Source organism: Pedobacter sp. T50_32 (assembly GCF_057652195.1).
In genome coordinates this window covers 507404-522606 of the sequence record NZ_JBYFBY010000001.1, presented here as the reverse complement: position 1 = coordinate 522606, position 15203 = coordinate 507404, and the positions used below count along the sequence as shown (strand labels likewise).

Below are 15203 nucleotides of genomic sequence, written 5' to 3'. Positions count from 1 at the left end.
AGCTTAGCAACATGGCACAAGAAGATTTAACCAAATTATCTACAGAAGAATTAAAGAAAAAAGCAAAACTCATGAAGCTTGCAGTAGGACTTATTGCCGCTTCAATGATTATCATGGCAACTTCGGGCATAATTCTATCTATTAAAAAAGGTTTTAGTGCATTAAGCATTACCGGTATCGCATTTTTACCGTTAGTGATTATATTTTCATCGCAGTTGAAGAAAATTAACGAAGAGCTAAGAGGAAGGACCGAGTAATTAACCTAATCTTTTATCCAATTTTTGATGAACTTAACTGGTTTTTCGTAGTCTTCATTTTGGTAAAAATATTTTGCATAATACTTTTCTAAGAATTTTCCGTCATTTTCATCTAGCTGATAAATTTGAAAGGTGATTGTATCTCTCAGCTCAGCATTTCTACCCGTAAAAGATTTGCTTAAATAATGAGTTTTATTTTTTTCGAAGCTATAAATATCCATATCAAATCCCGTTCTAAACCTTCCAAAAGGAAAGACTTTCTTAGTTTTTAAATTATAGATTATTTGATAATTTACTCCACAACCCAAGCCAGTACACGGAGTATATTCAAATTGAAAAGACATTAAGTTGTGATACTTGTAGTATTTGATTTGACTTATAGCGTTACCAAAGTTTAAACTATCCCTTTTTCCCCAAACTTCATTTAAAGTCTCCAATTTAGCGAAGTCAATTTTTTCGTCATTTAAAAGAAGAACCAACTTATCATTGAGTATTCTTGTTTCAATCTTAAATCCTAAAAAAGAGGTTTTGGTAGTATCTAAATTGATTACAGCTGTGGGTTCTATTATAGCTTCTTCTAATAATTTATCAAATTTTTCTACCTCAGAATTTAAAAATGATTTTGTTTCTTCCTTCGTTTAATACTATCTAAGGAACAGCCCAAAGCGCATAGTATGGAAGTTAGAAAAAAAACAAATTTCATTGTGCTAATGAATCAACAAATACAAATAAACGTAAACGATTGGTGCTGCAATCAACAACCCATCAAAACGATCTAGAAAACCACCGTGACCAGGCAAAAAGCTTCCTGAGTCTTTCACATCTAAACTACGTTTCAACATCGATTCTACTAAATCGCCAAGTGTACCAAAGCAAGAAATAATTGCTGCCATTCCAGCCCAAACAATTGGTTCTACTTCTGTAAACTGATAGGCTAAAATAACCGATACCACCAAGCTGGTAAAAACACCTCCAAAGAAACCTTCCCACGATTTTTTAGGCGAATGTCTTTCGAAAAGTTTACGCTTGCCTAACTTCATTCCGAACAGATAAGCTCCTGTATCATTTGCCCAAAGCATCAGTAAAAAAGCAAGTGGAAAATGGAAACTGTAGGTATTAAAATCGATGATAAAACCTAAAGAGTAGAAGAAACAAAAGGGAACAGTGATATAAATAAATCCCACGAATGTGTAAGAAATATTGGCAAACGGAATTTTGTTTTTCTTGTACAACTCTGCGATAAACACCGCAAAAACCAAAGGAATAATCAGCAACAAATATTTAAGTTCAAATTGTAAAAAGTGATAGCCAGCCGTAGTTAAAAATATCAGCGCAGCTACTGCTACACCAATATTTCTGTGCGGACGTATCCCTCCTATTTTTACCATTTTGTAAAACTCTAACAAGGCCACCAAACTCAGCAACAAGTAAAAAGCAGAAAAAGTGTAGGCCCCTAAAAAGATTGAACCCAACATCACAATAGTAAAAAAGAATGCGGTAATTGCTCTGGTTTTCATGATTAGATTTGAGATGTGAATATTGAGATGTGAGACATATTAGGCGTTATCTTGAACTCCAGATTGTAACTGCTCATCATCGGACTTTTCACTTTTGACTTTAAACTTTTGACTTATTTGTACGAACAAAGCTAAGGTTAATATCGCACTAATTAAATAACCGTACCAAGGCATATCAATATCTTCGGCATTGGTGTAGGGCTGATTGTTCATTTGCAGATAATACGCTACGCAAACGGCAAACGCATTATTTAAAAAGTGTGCAAAAACGGCATACCAAATGCTTCCGGTAAAATAGTAAACATAACCAAAAGCGGCCCCTAAAAGTAAGCGTGGCAAGAAACCGTAAAACTGAAAATGTATTGCCGAAAAAATAGCTGCTGATAACCAAATTGCCACATGTGGATTAGATTTGATACGGAAGATGGTACGCTGTACGGCTCCTCTAAAAATAAGCTCTTCGCAAATGGCTGGAGTTACTGCAATTACAAGAAGGTTTACCAACAGATCTCCAACGTTGCTCATCTTTAAAATGGCTTCGGTGGTTTTAGCTGCAGAATCTTCCATCGTCCTCATCCACTTTTCTATGCCTTTCAAAAACTCTGGGAAAACCATCTTTTGGTTCCATTCCATAGACAAACCCATAATTGGCATCCAGCAGACAGACAGCACCGCAATTAATAATAACCAATTAACTTTTGGGGCTTCAAAACCATAGAAGTTGGTTAATTTCTTCCGTTCTATTACAGCCAATAAAATAGCTGGGGTTAAAAATAGGCCAATTTGTTGCGCCACTACCAAGATTTTTAGTGAGGATACATGGTTGGAGTCGCCCATTGCCGCTGCTCTTAATCCTTCAAATCCACTGGTTAATAAAACCAAGACCATTCCAATAATTGCGAAAACAATTAATCCGCCAATGGCGAACAACATTAAAAATAGCATTTGTACAAATGGGCTATTCTCGGGCTTGTGTGGGCTACTTTGAAGCATTTTTATTTTTATGTGTAACTTTGCAATGTTTTAATTGGCTTTGAAGATAGAAAAATGTCTGTAAAGATAGGAAATATTGATTTGGGAGAGTTCCCTTTGTTATTGGCACCGATGGAAGATGTGAGCGATCCTCCTTTCCGTTATGTGTGCAAGCAAGGTGGAGCAGACATGATGTACACGGAGTTTATTTCTTCGGAAGGCTTAATTCGCTCTGCGGCAAAAAGTAGAGCAAAGCTTGATATTTTTGAGTACGAAAGGCCAATTGGTATCCAAATTTTTGGGAGCGATATTGAAAGTATGCGTGAAGCTACAGAAATCGCAACGCTTGCTGGCCCCGATTTGATGGATATTAACTACGGTTGCCCAGTAAAAAATGTAGCTTGTAGAGGTGCGGGATCTGCCCTTTTGCAAGACATTGACAAGATGGTAAAAATGACGGAAGCTGTTGTGAAAGCAACCCACCTTCCTGTTACGGTAAAAACACGTTTAGGCTGGGACGATAACACTAAAAACGTTGAAGAAGTTGCCGAACGCCTACAAGACATCGGTATACAAGCATTAACTATTCACGGCAGAACTAGAGCACAATTGTACAAAGGCGAGGCCGATTGGACTTTGATTAGAGAGATTAAACGCAATCCACGTATTAAAATTCCAATTTTTGGTAATGGCGATATCGATAGCCCAGAAAAAGCTGCCAACTGGCGATTAGAATACGGCGTAGATGGAATGATGATTGGTAGAGCTGCCATTGGTTATCCATGGATTTTTAGGGAGGTTAAACACTTTTTCGAAACTGGCGAGCATTTAGCTGGACCAACTTTAGATGAACGTGTAGAAGCTTGCCGAACTCACTTTACTAAATCGGTAGAATGGAAAGGACCTAAAGTTGGCGTGTTCGAAATGCGTCGTCACTACTCTAATTATTTTAAAGGTTTGCCAGATTTTAAACCTTATCGTACTCAATTAGTTAAGGAAGAAAATATAGACACCATATACGCATTACTAGACGAAATTTCTGACAAATATGCCAATGTAACGCCTGTAAACGAACTGGCGTGATTATTGAGAGATAGCTTTTAACAAATACAGTTATGGTTACAGCAATTACACAAGGCGTGAAAATATCGGTAGATACCATTTATCAGGATGAACATTCGAGTCCTGAAAGTGGCCACTTCATGTTTGCTTACCGTATCCATATCGAAAACCTTACAGATTACGAAATACAATTAATGCGTCGTCAGTGGTTTATCTTCGATTCAAACGGAACTGTAAGAGAAGTTGAAGGCGAAGGTGTTATTGGTGAACAGCCTATTATTGCGCCTGGAGATAGTTATTCCTACGTTTCTGGCTCTAACCTTAAAACAGATATTGGCAGTATGCGTGGCAGATATTTGATGCACCGCAGCGTAGATGATACAGAGTTTATGGTGGACATTCCAGAGTTTGAACTGATTGTTCCTTTTAGGTTAAACTAACCGCTGCTAATGGATGCTTCGTTCATTAGAGATTTATACATTCCAATTCAGCCTACAGTAAAATCTTACGGAGCAGTAACTTATCAAGAGTTTTTGCCACATTTACGCTTACAGCCTATTATTTATTGTTACTGGCAGTTAAAAACGTCAGAAAAATTAGCACAACCTTTTAACTACCGTGTTGTTGCCGATGGTTGTATTGATATCTTTTTCGAGCTCGATAAACCCACCGAAAACTTTGTCATGGGTTTTTGTAAAAAGTACACAGAGTTTGAATTACCTCCCGAATTTAACTACATCGGCATTCGGTTTTTGCCCACTATGTTTCCGCAGCTGTTTGGGGTTGATGCATCGAGTATTAGCAATAAAGCAGAAGAATTAAATCTGGTAGTACCAAAAGTTTCCTCATTTATTCAATCCTATTTTAACACATCGGTGGATATAAATTCTGCAGTTAAATTACTAGATGAATTTCTTTTGGAACAGGTTGCTGCGATGGATTTTCAAAATGATACTCGTCTTTACAACGCTATTTCTTTTATTATGAAAAATTTTGGTGTCGTTAATATTAATGAAATAGATACCGGTTTAAGTCAGCGGCAATTACGTAGACTTTTTGATTTTTACATCGGCGATTCGATGAAAACCTTTAGTAAAGTTGTTCGTTTCCAAAACATTTTAAGAGCCAAACCATCAACCCAAAGTTTAAAAAACAACAAGCTCTTTTTCGACTCAGGTTTCTTTGATCAATCTCATTTTATTAAAGATTTTAAGCATTTTTATGGTGTAACGCCAAGTAAAGCTTTTGGTAGATAAATGATAGATGTCAACCATTAAGGAATTAAGAAAAACGTGAGTTTTGGGTCATAATCCTACCTACCTGACCCTGAAATAAATTCAGGGTGACGGTATATTGGCGTTCGTCATGCTGAATTTATTTCAGCTTCAGCTTTTAGGTGCATTTCTAAATACATATTTTAACACACAGACATAACTCATTGATAGATAAATCAAAACTCACGTTAGTTAAGCGTATTTTCTTAATGTTTCCTTAACTTCTTAATGTTAAAATTTTAAATAGTCCGATTTTTACAATTTTGATAGCACCCGATTAGCCAATTTTGTGTTAATGAAAGTAACAAAATATCTAATCTTGATGATGTTGGCTTTTGCAGGCAACATCTATGGTCAAACGAAAAAAGAAAGAGTTATGAAATTAAATGCAGGTATCATCACTGAAAAATTAGCTGAAACAAAGAAGTTTTACACTGAAGTTTTAGATTTTGGCGTAACCTTCGAAAACGAATTCTATTTACTGATGCACACACCGAGTAAAAGTTCAGAAATCAGTTTCCTATTACCCAACCATCCATCTCAACAAGCACTTTTTCAAAAGCCATTTAAAGGCGAAGGCATGTATTTAACCATAGAGATTGATGATGTAGATTCCTTATATCAAGCCTTAAAAAAGAAAGGTGTAGAAATTAAAATTGAGATTAGAAATGAACCTTGGGGTGATAGACATTTTGCTATTCAAGATCCGAATGGTATTGGGATTGATTTGGTGAAATATTCGCCGCAATAAAAAAGGGATAGCTTTCACTATCCCTTTTACTATTTTCTAAATAGGTTATTCTCTACTTCTACCAAATAACATTGAAGCATAGTACAGTAAGTTAGCTAACGCACCTAAAGCAGCAACTACGTAGGTCATTGCAGCCCACCATAAAGCATCTTTAGCTTGTACGTTTTCTTCTGCTGTTTTCATTACACCTTGGTTGTTTTTTAACCAAAGTAATGCTCTATTACTGGCATCAAACTCTACAGGTAAGGTAACTATACTAAACAAAGTAATTACCGCTAAACCAACTACGCCAATACCTAATACAATTGGATTTCCTGTAAAGCCAATTAGCAATACACCAATTAATAATACCCATTGTAGCAAATTTGACGAGATGCTAACTACAGGTACCATATTAGAACGAAATTGTAGCCATCCGTAACTTTTAGCGTGTTGAATGGCATGTCCGCACTCGTGGGCAGCAACAGCCGCCGCAGCTACACTTCTACCATAGTAAACATCTGTACTTAGGTTTACGGTCATATCGCTCGGATTATAATGATCCGTTAATTGACCTTCTGAACTAAGTACTTTTACATTGTAAATTCCATTATCACTTAGCATTTTTTCTGCTACCTCTTTGCCAGAAAAACCCGAGTTGAGTTGCATTTCTGCATATTTTGAAAATTTGTTTCTGAAACGCCACTGTACAAACATGCTAAGCAGAAGAATCGGAACAAATAAAATTAAATACGTTTCCATTTTTATGTTTGTTTTTTACTTTTTATTTTGTTTTCACTTGCAGTAAATTGTTGCAGATATTTATACATCCTTAACAGTTGATTTCGTTAAATCAAAAAGTGTTCCCATATTTATAATAATTAAAATTTTTACAATTTTTGATGATATCCGAAAACCTATCTTATTGGGAAAAAGCTAATTTTTATACCGCAGATGTGATTATTGTAGGCAGTGGAATTGTTGGTTTAAATGCAGCAATTACTATTAAGAAACAACAACCAAATCTTAGTGTAATTATCCTTGAGCGTGGTTTTTTACCCTCAGGAGCAAGTACTAAAAATGCTGGATTTGCCTGTTTCGGAAGTATTTCTGAGTTAATAGAGCAAGAGAAATCTTGTGGTACTGATGGTTTGCATCAACTGATAAAAAAACGTTGGGATGGCTTGCAAAAATTACGTTCTTTAGTTGGCGATGATCTATTAGACCTACAAATTAATGGTGGTTTTGAGCTTTTCAAGCCTGAAAAGTTTTCTCTAAAAGAAGGTTGTGTATCAAAAATTGGGCATTTTAATAGTTTATTGAAAGACATTACTGGTGTTGGAGATGTGTTTGTTTCAGCAAATGGAAAACTGAATACCTTTGCCTTTAACCAAATTGACACTTTAATTGAAAATAGATTGGAGGCGCAGCTAGATCCTGGTAAAATGATAAAAGCGTTGCTTGGGTTAGCTGCTTCTCTAGGTGTAATTATCCTTAATAATTGCACTGTTAATGGTTTTGAAGAAGAAGAAAATAAGATTTCTTTGTTTACATCACAAGGTGATTTTCGTACTAATAAGCTTTTATTCTGCACTAATGCATTTGCTAACCAGCTGTTGCCTCAGCTCGATTTAAAACCTGGTAGAGGTCAGGTAATAATTACAAAACCTATCGATAACCTGAAGTTAAAAGGCACTTTCCATTATGATAAGGGTTATTATTATTTTAGAAATGTGGGTGAAAGAGTTTTGCTCGGCGGTGGTAGAAATCTTGATTTTTTTACTGAGGAAACCCATCAATTTGGAGAAACTCCTTTAGTACAAAATAATTTATTATGCCTACTAAAAGAAGTTATTTTACCTGATACGCCGTTTGAGATTGAACAGAAATGGAGTGGAATTATGGCTTTTGGACCAGAACTAAATCCAATTATTGACGAAGTAAAAACTAATGTTTTTTGTGCTGTGCGTTGTAACGGAATGGGCATTGCCATTGGCAGCCAAACTGGGGAAGAGGCTGGAGAATTGGTGTTGCGAAGTTTGTAAAATAGCCCAGATTGCAGCGGATCCCGATTTTTCATCGGGAGAAGCGAAAAGCGGGACTACACTATTATAGTAGCACAAGCTTTGCGCTTCTAAAATTAAATCTACTCAAACACAACCGTCTTATTTCCAACCACAAAAACCCGATCATCAAATACTAATTCTAAAGCTTTACTTAGTACCGATTTTTCAATTTCTCTACCTGCAATAGCCATTTGTTTTGCACCATAAGTATGGTTTACATGAATAGTTTGTTGATTGATAATTGGCCCTTCATCTAGATCGTTAGTTACAAAATGTGCTGTTGCACCGATAATTTTTACACCTCGTTTAAAAGCTTGCTGGTACGGACTAGCGCCAATAAAAGCAGGCAAAAACGAATGATGAATATTGATAATTTTATGCTTGTATTTAGCTACAAAAGTTGGCGAAATGATCCGCATAAACTTGGCTAGTACAATATAATCCAAATCGTATTTATCTAGTTGCTTTGTGATGGCATTCTCAAAGTTTTCCTTCGAAATATCTTCATGAGAAATGTAATGAAATGGAACATCCAATTTTTCCGACAATTCCTTCAGATTTTCATAGTTACCTATCACACATTTTACCTCCGCTCCTAACGTTTTAAAATAGTTCCTAATCAAAATATCAGATAGGCAATGAAACTCCTTTGTAACCAATACAGCAATACTTTTATCTGCCTTTGGCACTACTTCAATTTGTGCATTTTGAGGTAGTGTATTTTGCAATTCTAACTTTAGTTCCTCGGTGTTTTCTATGTTATTACTGCAAGATATTCTGGCGAAAAATCGTTGTTCTTCTTCGTCTACAAACTCACGCATAGCAATAATATTGAGCTGATGACTTGCTAAAATACGAGTGATATTGGCCACCAAGCCCACTTGATCCTTACATTGTATTAAAACTAAAAGCCTATTCATAAGCTAAATATAGTATTTAAGCGCAATCAAATATAAGGCGTTCTGTTAATTTCGTTATTTTGTATAAGGTTTGCCACAGATGCACAGATAATTAATTTATCTATTCTTTTACATTTCTTAAAATATCTGTGCATCTGTGGCTAAAATAATATTCTTTATGGAAATTGCTATTGTTGCACTATTAGTTATCATCATTGCTTTTTTATTGGTTTTGATTACCAAAAAATCAAGCAAACCAAACGAACAAGAACTTTTTACTTTAAACTATTTGAAAGATGAAAATCAGAAATTGCAACAAGAACTTATGCAATTAAGGGCAGATTATATCAACGAAAATAATAGAGCCACTAGAGCGGAAGAAAACCTAAAAGCACAGCGAGAAATTTCTATTAAACAGCAACAAAATTTAGAAGAGCTTCAACAAAAATTCACTTTAGAGTTTTCAAATATTGCCAACAAAATACTGGATGAAAAATCTGCAAAATTTACTGCACAAAACCAAACTAATCTAGATCAAATTCTTAATCCTCTAAAAGCGAATATCAAATCTTTTGAAGAAAAAGTAGATAAAGTTTACCAAACTGAAGCTGCCGAAAGAAGCCAGTTAAAAGGTGTTATTTTTCAGTTAATGGACCAAAGTAAACAGATACAAACCGATGCCAATAATTTAACGAAAGCGTTAAAAGGAGATAACAAAAAGCAAGGCAGTTGGGGCGAAATTATACTGGAACGTGTGCTAGAAACTTCTGGTTTAGTAAAGGACAGAGAATATACCATACAGAAAAGCTTAAATAGCAGCGAAGGTGAACGTTTTCAGCCAGATGTGATTGTTAACCTGCCCGACGAGAAAAACTTGATTATAGATGCTAAAATTTCGTTGGTTGCTTATGAAAGAATGGTGAGTTCGGAATTGGAAGATGAAAAGGTTCTTTATTTGAAACAACATTTGCTTTCTATCAAAAATCATATTGATGGTTTATCTGCAAAGAACTATCAGCATTTGTATGCTATTAACTCACCAGATTTTGTGCTTTTATTTATTCCAATAGAGGCTTCGTTTAGTGCAACTGTACAAGCAGATACTGAGCTGTTTAATTACGCCTGGAATAAAAAAGTAGTGTTGGTTAGTCCAACTACATTATTAGCTACTTTACGCACCATTGCCAGCATTTGGAAAGTAGACAGACAGAATAAAAATGTTTTTGAAATAGCTGAAGAGGCAGGTTCACTTTACGATAAGTTTGTAGGCTTTTTAGGCGATATGGAAAAGATTGGCAAACATTTAGAGCAAACTCAAAAAGCACATGATGATGCCTTTAAAAAGTTGCAATTTGGTAGTGGAAATTTGATTGGAAAGGTTGAAAAGATTAAAAAACTAGGTGCAAAAACTAAAGCGAGCAAGCAAATAGATAGCAAATTTTTGGGTGAAGAAGAATTATAATTTATCTATTAATTTTAGCAATTTATCTTCCTGTCCCTGCCTACTCAAATGATAAAGTTCTTCCTCTGTTCTTTCAATTTTTGTAGGATTTCCATTAAAATGATCATCCATCGATTTTTTTAACAAAGCAACTATCTCCTCTTCATTTTCACAGACATAACCAGCATTATATTTTTTTATACTTTCTTCTAAATCTCCGTAATCATTAACTGGTAGTAAAATAGGCTTTTGAAAAGCTAAATATTCATACTGTTTAGTAGTAATTATTTCCTTTCTATTTCCATACTTTAAATGAAAGAACATTGCTGTATTATACAATTCTGCATAAGCTTGTGAAATTGGCATTTTCTGACTGATAGATGTATATGGTTCTAATTTAAAATGTTTTATAATTTCTTTAAGTTTAAGTGATTCGCCACTGCCAATAAACCTAATTTGAAAATATTGTGGTTGAACCAGATAAATATCGATAAACTTTCTCAATGCTTTAAAAAAAGTAACATCCTCTAACTGATCGTTGTAAACGGTTCCCAAATAAACCATTTTAAAAGTAATAGGATCATGTTTTATAAGGTTAAAATTTGTCTTTTTTAAATCATATCCATTTCTAACAACCCGAATAGAATCTCTGTATTTTTCGGGAAATAAATTGCGGATAGAATCAGAAATAGTTACAATTAAATCGGCTGCTTTTAAATTACGTAACTCGTTTCTTTTAAGAAATCGCTTTCTTAAAAATGATAATATTTTGTTGTCTTCTATGAGTTTATAGCCAAATACGCCTGGATCTCTATAATCCAAAATTAGCTTACATCCGTATTCTTGCTTTAAAGCATAACCTAAATTATGAATAGCAATAGATGGAAAAGAAACCAAAATAACATCATCTTTAGTAAGGTTGATATTAGTTTTTTCTTTGTATTTCTTAAATTCTCTACCTAAATCAAAAATCTCTTTTCCGGTAAAAAGGTAATAGCCAGCTAATAAAAACTTGGACATTATTCTTCTTCCGCTTTCTATCAGCTTTTTATAGTGGTTATGAAAAAAACCTGGTGTATAACTTAATGGTATTTCTATCAGATTACCAATCACCTTAATTGGCATTTCTATCTTATTCTTATTACCATAAATAAAATGGACTTCATAAGAATTTGATAAACTTTCTGCTATGCTCAGTAATCTGTTAAATCCTGTTTGGTAGGTTTCCCTACCATGATAAGAAAATACAAAAATTCTCTTCAAGTTTGTTAGCGTTTTGGTCTAGCAATATATTGAATAAGAATTTAAAATATCAAATAAAGTATAGCAAAAATAGCTATAAGTATATAAAACAGGTATTAATGCTTGAAAGCATTCCAACCTTGCGCTTTTAATACGTGTACCACATCAGATTTTGAAACCATTTTTACACCAGAATTTTTATCGGTAATATGACCTATTACACTAATATCTACATCGTTTTTCAACTTATCGTAATCAGATTGTTTGATGGTAAATAACAACTCATAATCTTCTCCACCATTTAAAGCACAAATAGTTGGGTCTAAGCCTAACTCTCTAGCGGTTTCGTAGGTTACTGGGTCAATTGGTAGTTTATCTTCGTAAATGGTACAACCTTTATCACTCTGTGTAGCTAAATGTAAAATCTCTGAAGCTAAGCCATCAGAAACGTCAATCATTGAAGTAGGTTTTATTTTCAGCTGTGCTAATAAATCTACCACATCTCTACGTCCTTCTGGTTTTAACTGGCGCTCTATAATGTAATCCTTACCTTCTAAATCTGGTTGAATTTGAGGATTTTCTAAGAAAACTTGCTTCTCTCTTTCTAATATCTGCAGACCAACGTAAGCACCACCTAAATCTCCGGAAACACATAATAAATCGCTTTCCTGTGCGCCGTTTCTGTAGGTTACGTCTTCTTTATTGGCATAGCCGATGCTAGTAATGCTGATTACCAAACCTTGCTTGCTCGATGAAGTATCGCCACCAATTAAATCGATATTAAATTTATTACAAGCCAACTCAATGCCTTTGTAAATTTCTTCAATTGCTTCTAATGGAAACTTGCTCGAAACTCCTAAAGAAACGGTAATTTGGGTAGCTATACCATTCATGGCATAAATATCACTCAAATTTACTTGTACAGCTTTGTAACCCAAGTGCATTAAAGGCACATAAGATAAATCGAAATGTACACCTTCTAACAATAAATCGGTTGATATTAAAGTTTGCTTGTCCTTAAATTCAAGCACTGCAGCATCATCGCCAACTCCTTTTATAGAACTTTCGTGTCTAATTTGAAAGTTATCTGTTAAGTGTTTGATTAATCCAAATTCACCTAATTCTTCTAACGAAGTACGTTCTTTATTCTCGAACATTATCCTTTTCCTTTAATATCTGTTAAAATCCATTGTAACTCTCTATCGTAGTTACTTATTCTATCTTTTAAGGTAGATTGCACCTCTACATCCGGAAAAACACCTCTACCAAACAAATCTTGCTGATAGATAGGAGCCATTCTGTTTAATCCAAACCTTAAAGCTAACTTAGTGTGCTGCAAAGTAACCACTGGCATTCTACCAGCTGTACATTGATTAAAGCCACCGCCAGTTTCTGTACCTACAAAAGTAGCTCTATTTATTCCTTTTAAATTAGCGCTAATTAAAGAAGATGCAGAAAAACTGAACTCATTTATTAACACATAAACTTTGCCTTTGTAGTTATTTTTATGTGGTTTTTGAGGTTTATATCCTTTCATAAATGAGAAAGAATTACCTTCTTCATCTTCATAAATATCACCGTTATCATTAAATGCAGTAAGGTAATATCGTATTTTTTTAAAGCCAGTTTGATATTTATCTGCACTAAAACCACCATTGCTAATTGGCTTTGCTAAATACACAAATTCTTTATCCGTTAGGTAAGAAAATAAAGCTAAACTAGCACTTAAAGTTCCACCAGGATTGTTTCTTATGTCGATAACTAAGTTCTTACTTTTTGATAAAGCGATGCTATCAAAAGCTTGTTTATAAAACAGTGGAAAATTAGCACTTGGTACACTAAAACTCTTAATTTTTAGGTAAGCGATGTCTTTTTCCTTATCTAAAAATTTAAAATCTAACTGATATTCGTTGTTAACTTTATTACCTCTGTGTTTGAATGTTTCTTTTACTTTCTTAACGGGTGCTTTTGCAATAGTTTTAGTTGTGTCTAACTTCTTTTTCTCTTCCGCATCTTTCTTCTTATCATAAAATGAGATGAAGGTGTTGATAACTGTACTATCTGTTTTAAACTTAACAGCAACACTATCCTGCTCTGAAAAATAAATCTTATAAAGACTTGCAAAATTTCTCTCTATTCGCTTATTCTTTGATAATGAGTTATATCCATCGTAACTAAAACCGGTTGAAACAATGTTAAAAATCTCTTTTGGTGCTAAACCATTAATTTCTAAAATCTCTGTTCCAGTCTTAACGCTTTTGTTTTTACTCTTGTTGTTGATAACTATCAATTTATCATCAGCTACGGCGTAAGTAAACTGATTTAAAGGATAAACTTTGTTTTTAGCAGCTTCTCTTTCAGCTTTATCTTTTTGTATAACCGATGGAAATCTTAAAGCAGTATGACCACATTTTATAGCCGCTACTACTGGTGATAATTTTTGATAAAATTGTGTTGTAGTAAGTGGTTCATTGATAGCATTTTTCAAACTATCGAACTTATCATCAAGCTGTTTTTTAGAAATATACCAATACAAACCAGGATGCCCATCTTTTAGAATTTGATAAGTAAGATTTATATCTTGATGTAAAGCTTGTACACTATGCTTTTTATCTGTAATGGTTGCATTATATTCCTTTACAGAAGAACAAGCAGCCAGTGAAACTGCAGTTACTAACAATGAATTTCTTAAAAAGTGTCCTTTTATCATTTTACAAACCTAATTGTGCAGAAATTTCTAACATTCTTTCAATAGGTTTTCTTGCATCGTCAATAATATGAGCAGGTACTGTAACCTCTGGCAAACCATTTTTAATACACAAATAGAGTTTCTCTAAAGTATTGCGTTTCATGTACGGACAATCGTTACAAGCACAAGCATTGGTAGGAGGGGCTGGAATAAAAGTTTTATCTGGACAAGCTTTCTGCATTTGGTGGATAATTCCACTCTCTGTAGCTACAATAAACTCTTTTGCATCACTGTTGATGCTATATTTCAACAATCCAGTGGTAGAACCAATGTAATCTGCCATTTGCAGCACCGCTTCTTCACATTCTGGATGTGCAATAAACTTCGCATTCGGGTGGCGTTCTTTCAACTTGGTAATCTTCTCCCTAGAGAAAATTTCATGCACCATACAGGCACCATTCCACAAAACTAAGTCTCTACCAGTCTTTTTAGCAACCCAAGCACCTAGGTTTTTATCAGGACCGAAGATAATTTTCTGGTCTTTCGGCAAGCTTTCCACAATTTGTACCGCATTTGTTGAGGTACAAACAATGTCACTCAGTGCTTTTAGTTCAGCTGTGCAGTTCACGTAAGTAATCACCAAATGATCCGGATATTTCTCCTTAAATTTTTTGAACAAATGCGGTGGGCAACTATCTGCCAACGAACATCCAGCTTTTAAATCTGGCAATAAAACCTTCTTTTGTGGCGATAAAATCTTAGCTGTTTCTGCCATAAAATGCACTCCAGCAAACACAATTACATCAGCTTCGGTTTTTGCAGCTTCTTGAGATAAGCCTAAACTATCACCAATATAATCTGCAATATCTTGTATATCAGGTTCTTGATAGTAGTGCGCTAAAATAATCGCATTCTTTTCTTTTTTTAGTCGCTCTATTTCCGCAAATAAATCCAAGGTTGGATCTATTTTTTCTTCTACGTAACCTTTTCTATTAAGTTCTTCTAAAATTTCCATTACTATGCTTTTTAGCTACGAATGCTTTTTAAGCGCTCG

16 protein-coding genes are annotated in these 15203 nt (G+C 34.5%); 7 read left to right on the top strand and 9 right to left on the bottom strand.

Translation table 11 applies throughout. The features are described from left to right. The first annotated feature begins 11 nt into the window (after window positions 1-11). A complete protein-coding gene (locus AC23ME_RS02235; RefSeq protein WP_487726118.1) occupies window positions 12-257 on the top strand; it encodes a hypothetical protein in 246 nt (81 codons plus the stop codon). A gap of 5 nt (window positions 258-262) precedes the next feature. Here the strand turns inward: AC23ME_RS02235 and AC23ME_RS02230 are convergent, their stop codons facing one another. The 3 genes from AC23ME_RS02230 to AC23ME_RS02220 form a co-directional block, all read right to left on the bottom strand. After that, a complete protein-coding gene (locus AC23ME_RS02230) occupies window positions 263-601 on the bottom strand; it encodes a hypothetical protein (protein ID WP_487726117.1) in 339 nt (112 codons plus the stop codon). A gap of 363 nt (window positions 602-964) precedes the next feature. After that, window positions 965-1774: a phosphatidate cytidylyltransferase gene (locus AC23ME_RS02225; RefSeq protein ID WP_487726116.1), complete on the bottom strand. Its 810-nt coding sequence runs from the start codon at window positions 1772-1774 to the stop codon at window positions 965-967. Between the two features lie 39 nt (window positions 1775-1813). Next, window positions 1814-2767 carry a CPBP family glutamic-type intramembrane protease gene (locus AC23ME_RS02220; RefSeq protein WP_487726115.1) on the bottom strand — a complete coding sequence of 318 codons (954 nt, stop codon included), beginning with the start codon at window positions 2765-2767 and terminating at the stop codon, window positions 1814-1816. Window positions 2768-2821: 54 nt separating this feature from the next. Here AC23ME_RS02220 and dusB point away from each other — a divergent pair, with 54 nt between their 5' ends. The 4 genes from dusB (at window position 2822) to AC23ME_RS02200 (ending at window position 5833) form a co-directional block, all read left to right on the top strand. After that, window positions 2822-3829, top strand: coding sequence for a tRNA dihydrouridine synthase DusB (gene dusB, locus AC23ME_RS02215; protein ID WP_487726114.1), 1008 nt, complete (start codon window positions 2822-2824; stop codon window positions 3827-3829). Window positions 3830-3861: 32 nt separating this feature from the next. Beyond that, complete coding sequence (gene apaG / locus AC23ME_RS02210; RefSeq protein WP_487726113.1) at window positions 3862-4248, top strand: Co2+/Mg2+ efflux protein ApaG; 387 nt, start codon at window positions 3862-3864, stop codon at window positions 4246-4248. A gap of 9 nt (window positions 4249-4257) precedes the next feature. After that, window positions 4258-5064 (top strand): AraC family transcriptional regulator, encoded by an 807-nt coding sequence (locus tag AC23ME_RS02205; RefSeq protein ID WP_487726112.1) that lies wholly within the window; start codon window positions 4258-4260, stop codon window positions 5062-5064. 313 nt (window positions 5065-5377) lie between these two features. Beyond that, entirely contained in the window at window positions 5378-5833 is a 456-nt protein-coding gene (locus AC23ME_RS02200; protein WP_487726111.1) for a VOC family protein, read from the top strand. 45 nt (window positions 5834-5878) lie between these two features. On the opposite strand, the gene AC23ME_RS02195 is transcribed toward AC23ME_RS02200, so the two are convergent. Next, a complete protein-coding gene (locus AC23ME_RS02195; RefSeq protein WP_487726110.1) occupies window positions 5879-6574 on the bottom strand; it encodes a zinc metallopeptidase in 696 nt (231 codons plus the stop codon). A gap of 140 nt (window positions 6575-6714) precedes the next feature. Between AC23ME_RS02195 and AC23ME_RS02190 the strand changes: the two genes are divergently transcribed. After that, a complete protein-coding gene (locus AC23ME_RS02190) occupies window positions 6715-7857 on the top strand; it encodes an NAD(P)/FAD-dependent oxidoreductase (RefSeq protein WP_487726736.1) in 1143 nt (380 codons plus the stop codon). 101 nt (window positions 7858-7958) lie between these two features. Here AC23ME_RS02190 and purU read toward each other — a convergent pair whose 3' ends face one another. Further along, a complete protein-coding gene (gene purU, locus AC23ME_RS02185) occupies window positions 7959-8798 on the bottom strand; it encodes a formyltetrahydrofolate deformylase (RefSeq protein WP_487726109.1) in 840 nt (279 codons plus the stop codon). 157 nt (window positions 8799-8955) lie between these two features. Here purU and AC23ME_RS02180 point away from each other — a divergent pair, with 157 nt between their 5' ends. Beyond that, a complete protein-coding gene (locus tag AC23ME_RS02180; protein WP_487726108.1) occupies window positions 8956-10239 on the top strand; it encodes a DNA recombination protein RmuC in 1284 nt (427 codons plus the stop codon). Here the strand turns inward: AC23ME_RS02180 and AC23ME_RS02175 are convergent. From AC23ME_RS02175 to nadA, 4 genes are all read right to left on the bottom strand, one after another. Then, the gene (locus tag AC23ME_RS02175) at window positions 10234-11481 is read right to left on the bottom strand and encodes a glycosyltransferase family protein (protein ID WP_487726107.1); all 1248 of its coding nucleotides are present in this window, start codon (window positions 11479-11481) and stop codon (window positions 10234-10236) included. The genes AC23ME_RS02180 and AC23ME_RS02175 overlap by 6 nt on opposite strands. A gap of 95 nt (window positions 11482-11576) precedes the next feature. Then, entirely contained in the window at window positions 11577-12617 is a 1041-nt protein-coding gene (gene thiL / locus AC23ME_RS02170) for a thiamine-phosphate kinase (protein WP_487726106.1), read from the bottom strand. Then, window positions 12617-14170, bottom strand: a complete 1554-nt coding sequence (locus AC23ME_RS02165) for a S41 family peptidase (RefSeq protein ID WP_487726105.1) — start codon at window positions 14168-14170, stop codon at window positions 12617-12619. Before AC23ME_RS02165 ends, thiL begins: the two co-directional genes overlap by 1 nt. A 1-nt stretch (window position 14171) precedes the next feature. After that, the gene (nadA, locus tag AC23ME_RS02160; RefSeq protein WP_487726104.1) at window positions 14172-15164 is read right to left on the bottom strand and encodes a quinolinate synthase NadA; all 993 of its coding nucleotides are present in this window, start codon (window positions 15162-15164) and stop codon (window positions 14172-14174) included. Window positions 15165-15203 lie beyond the last annotated feature (39 nt).

Excerpts from the sequence above, each read along its gene's own strand:
- AC23ME_RS02165 (WP_487726105.1), bottom strand. The coding sequence starts at position 14,170 with ATGATAAAAGGACACTTTTTAAGAAATTCATTGTTAGTAACTGCAGTT.
- AC23ME_RS02205 (WP_487726112.1), top strand. The coding sequence starts at position 4,258 with ATGGATGCTTCGTTCATTAGAGATTTATACATTCCAATTCAGCCTACA.
- AC23ME_RS02230 (WP_487726117.1), bottom strand. The coding sequence starts at position 601 with ATGTCTTTTCAATTTGAATATACTCCGTGTACTGGCTTGGGTTGTGGA.
- dusB (WP_487726114.1), top strand. The coding sequence starts at position 2,822 with ATGTCTGTAAAGATAGGAAATATTGATTTGGGAGAGTTCCCTTTGTTA.
- nadA (WP_487726104.1), bottom strand. The coding sequence starts at position 15,164 with ATGGAAATTTTAGAAGAACTTAATAGAAAAGGTTACGTAGAAGAAAAA.
- thiL (WP_487726106.1), bottom strand. The coding sequence starts at position 12,617 with ATGTTCGAGAATAAAGAACGTACTTCGTTAGAAGAATTAGGTGAATTT.
- AC23ME_RS02195 (WP_487726110.1), bottom strand. The coding sequence starts at position 6,574 with ATGGAAACGTATTTAATTTTATTTGTTCCGATTCTTCTGCTTAGCATG.
- AC23ME_RS02180 (WP_487726108.1), top strand. The coding sequence starts at position 8,956 with ATGGAAATTGCTATTGTTGCACTATTAGTTATCATCATTGCTTTTTTA.
- purU (WP_487726109.1), bottom strand. The coding sequence starts at position 8,798 with ATGAATAGGCTTTTAGTTTTAATACAATGTAAGGATCAAGTGGGCTTG.
- AC23ME_RS02235 (WP_487726118.1), top strand. The coding sequence starts at position 12 with ATGGCACAAGAAGATTTAACCAAATTATCTACAGAAGAATTAAAGAAA.
- AC23ME_RS02200 (WP_487726111.1), top strand. The coding sequence starts at position 5,378 with ATGAAAGTAACAAAATATCTAATCTTGATGATGTTGGCTTTTGCAGGC.
- apaG (WP_487726113.1), top strand. The coding sequence starts at position 3,862 with ATGGTTACAGCAATTACACAAGGCGTGAAAATATCGGTAGATACCATT.
- AC23ME_RS02225 (WP_487726116.1), bottom strand. The coding sequence starts at position 1,774 with ATGAAAACCAGAGCAATTACCGCATTCTTTTTTACTATTGTGATGTTG.
- AC23ME_RS02190 (WP_487726736.1), top strand. The coding sequence starts at position 6,715 with ATGATATCCGAAAACCTATCTTATTGGGAAAAAGCTAATTTTTATACC.
- AC23ME_RS02220 (WP_487726115.1), bottom strand. The coding sequence starts at position 2,767 with ATGCTTCAAAGTAGCCCACACAAGCCCGAGAATAGCCCATTTGTACAA.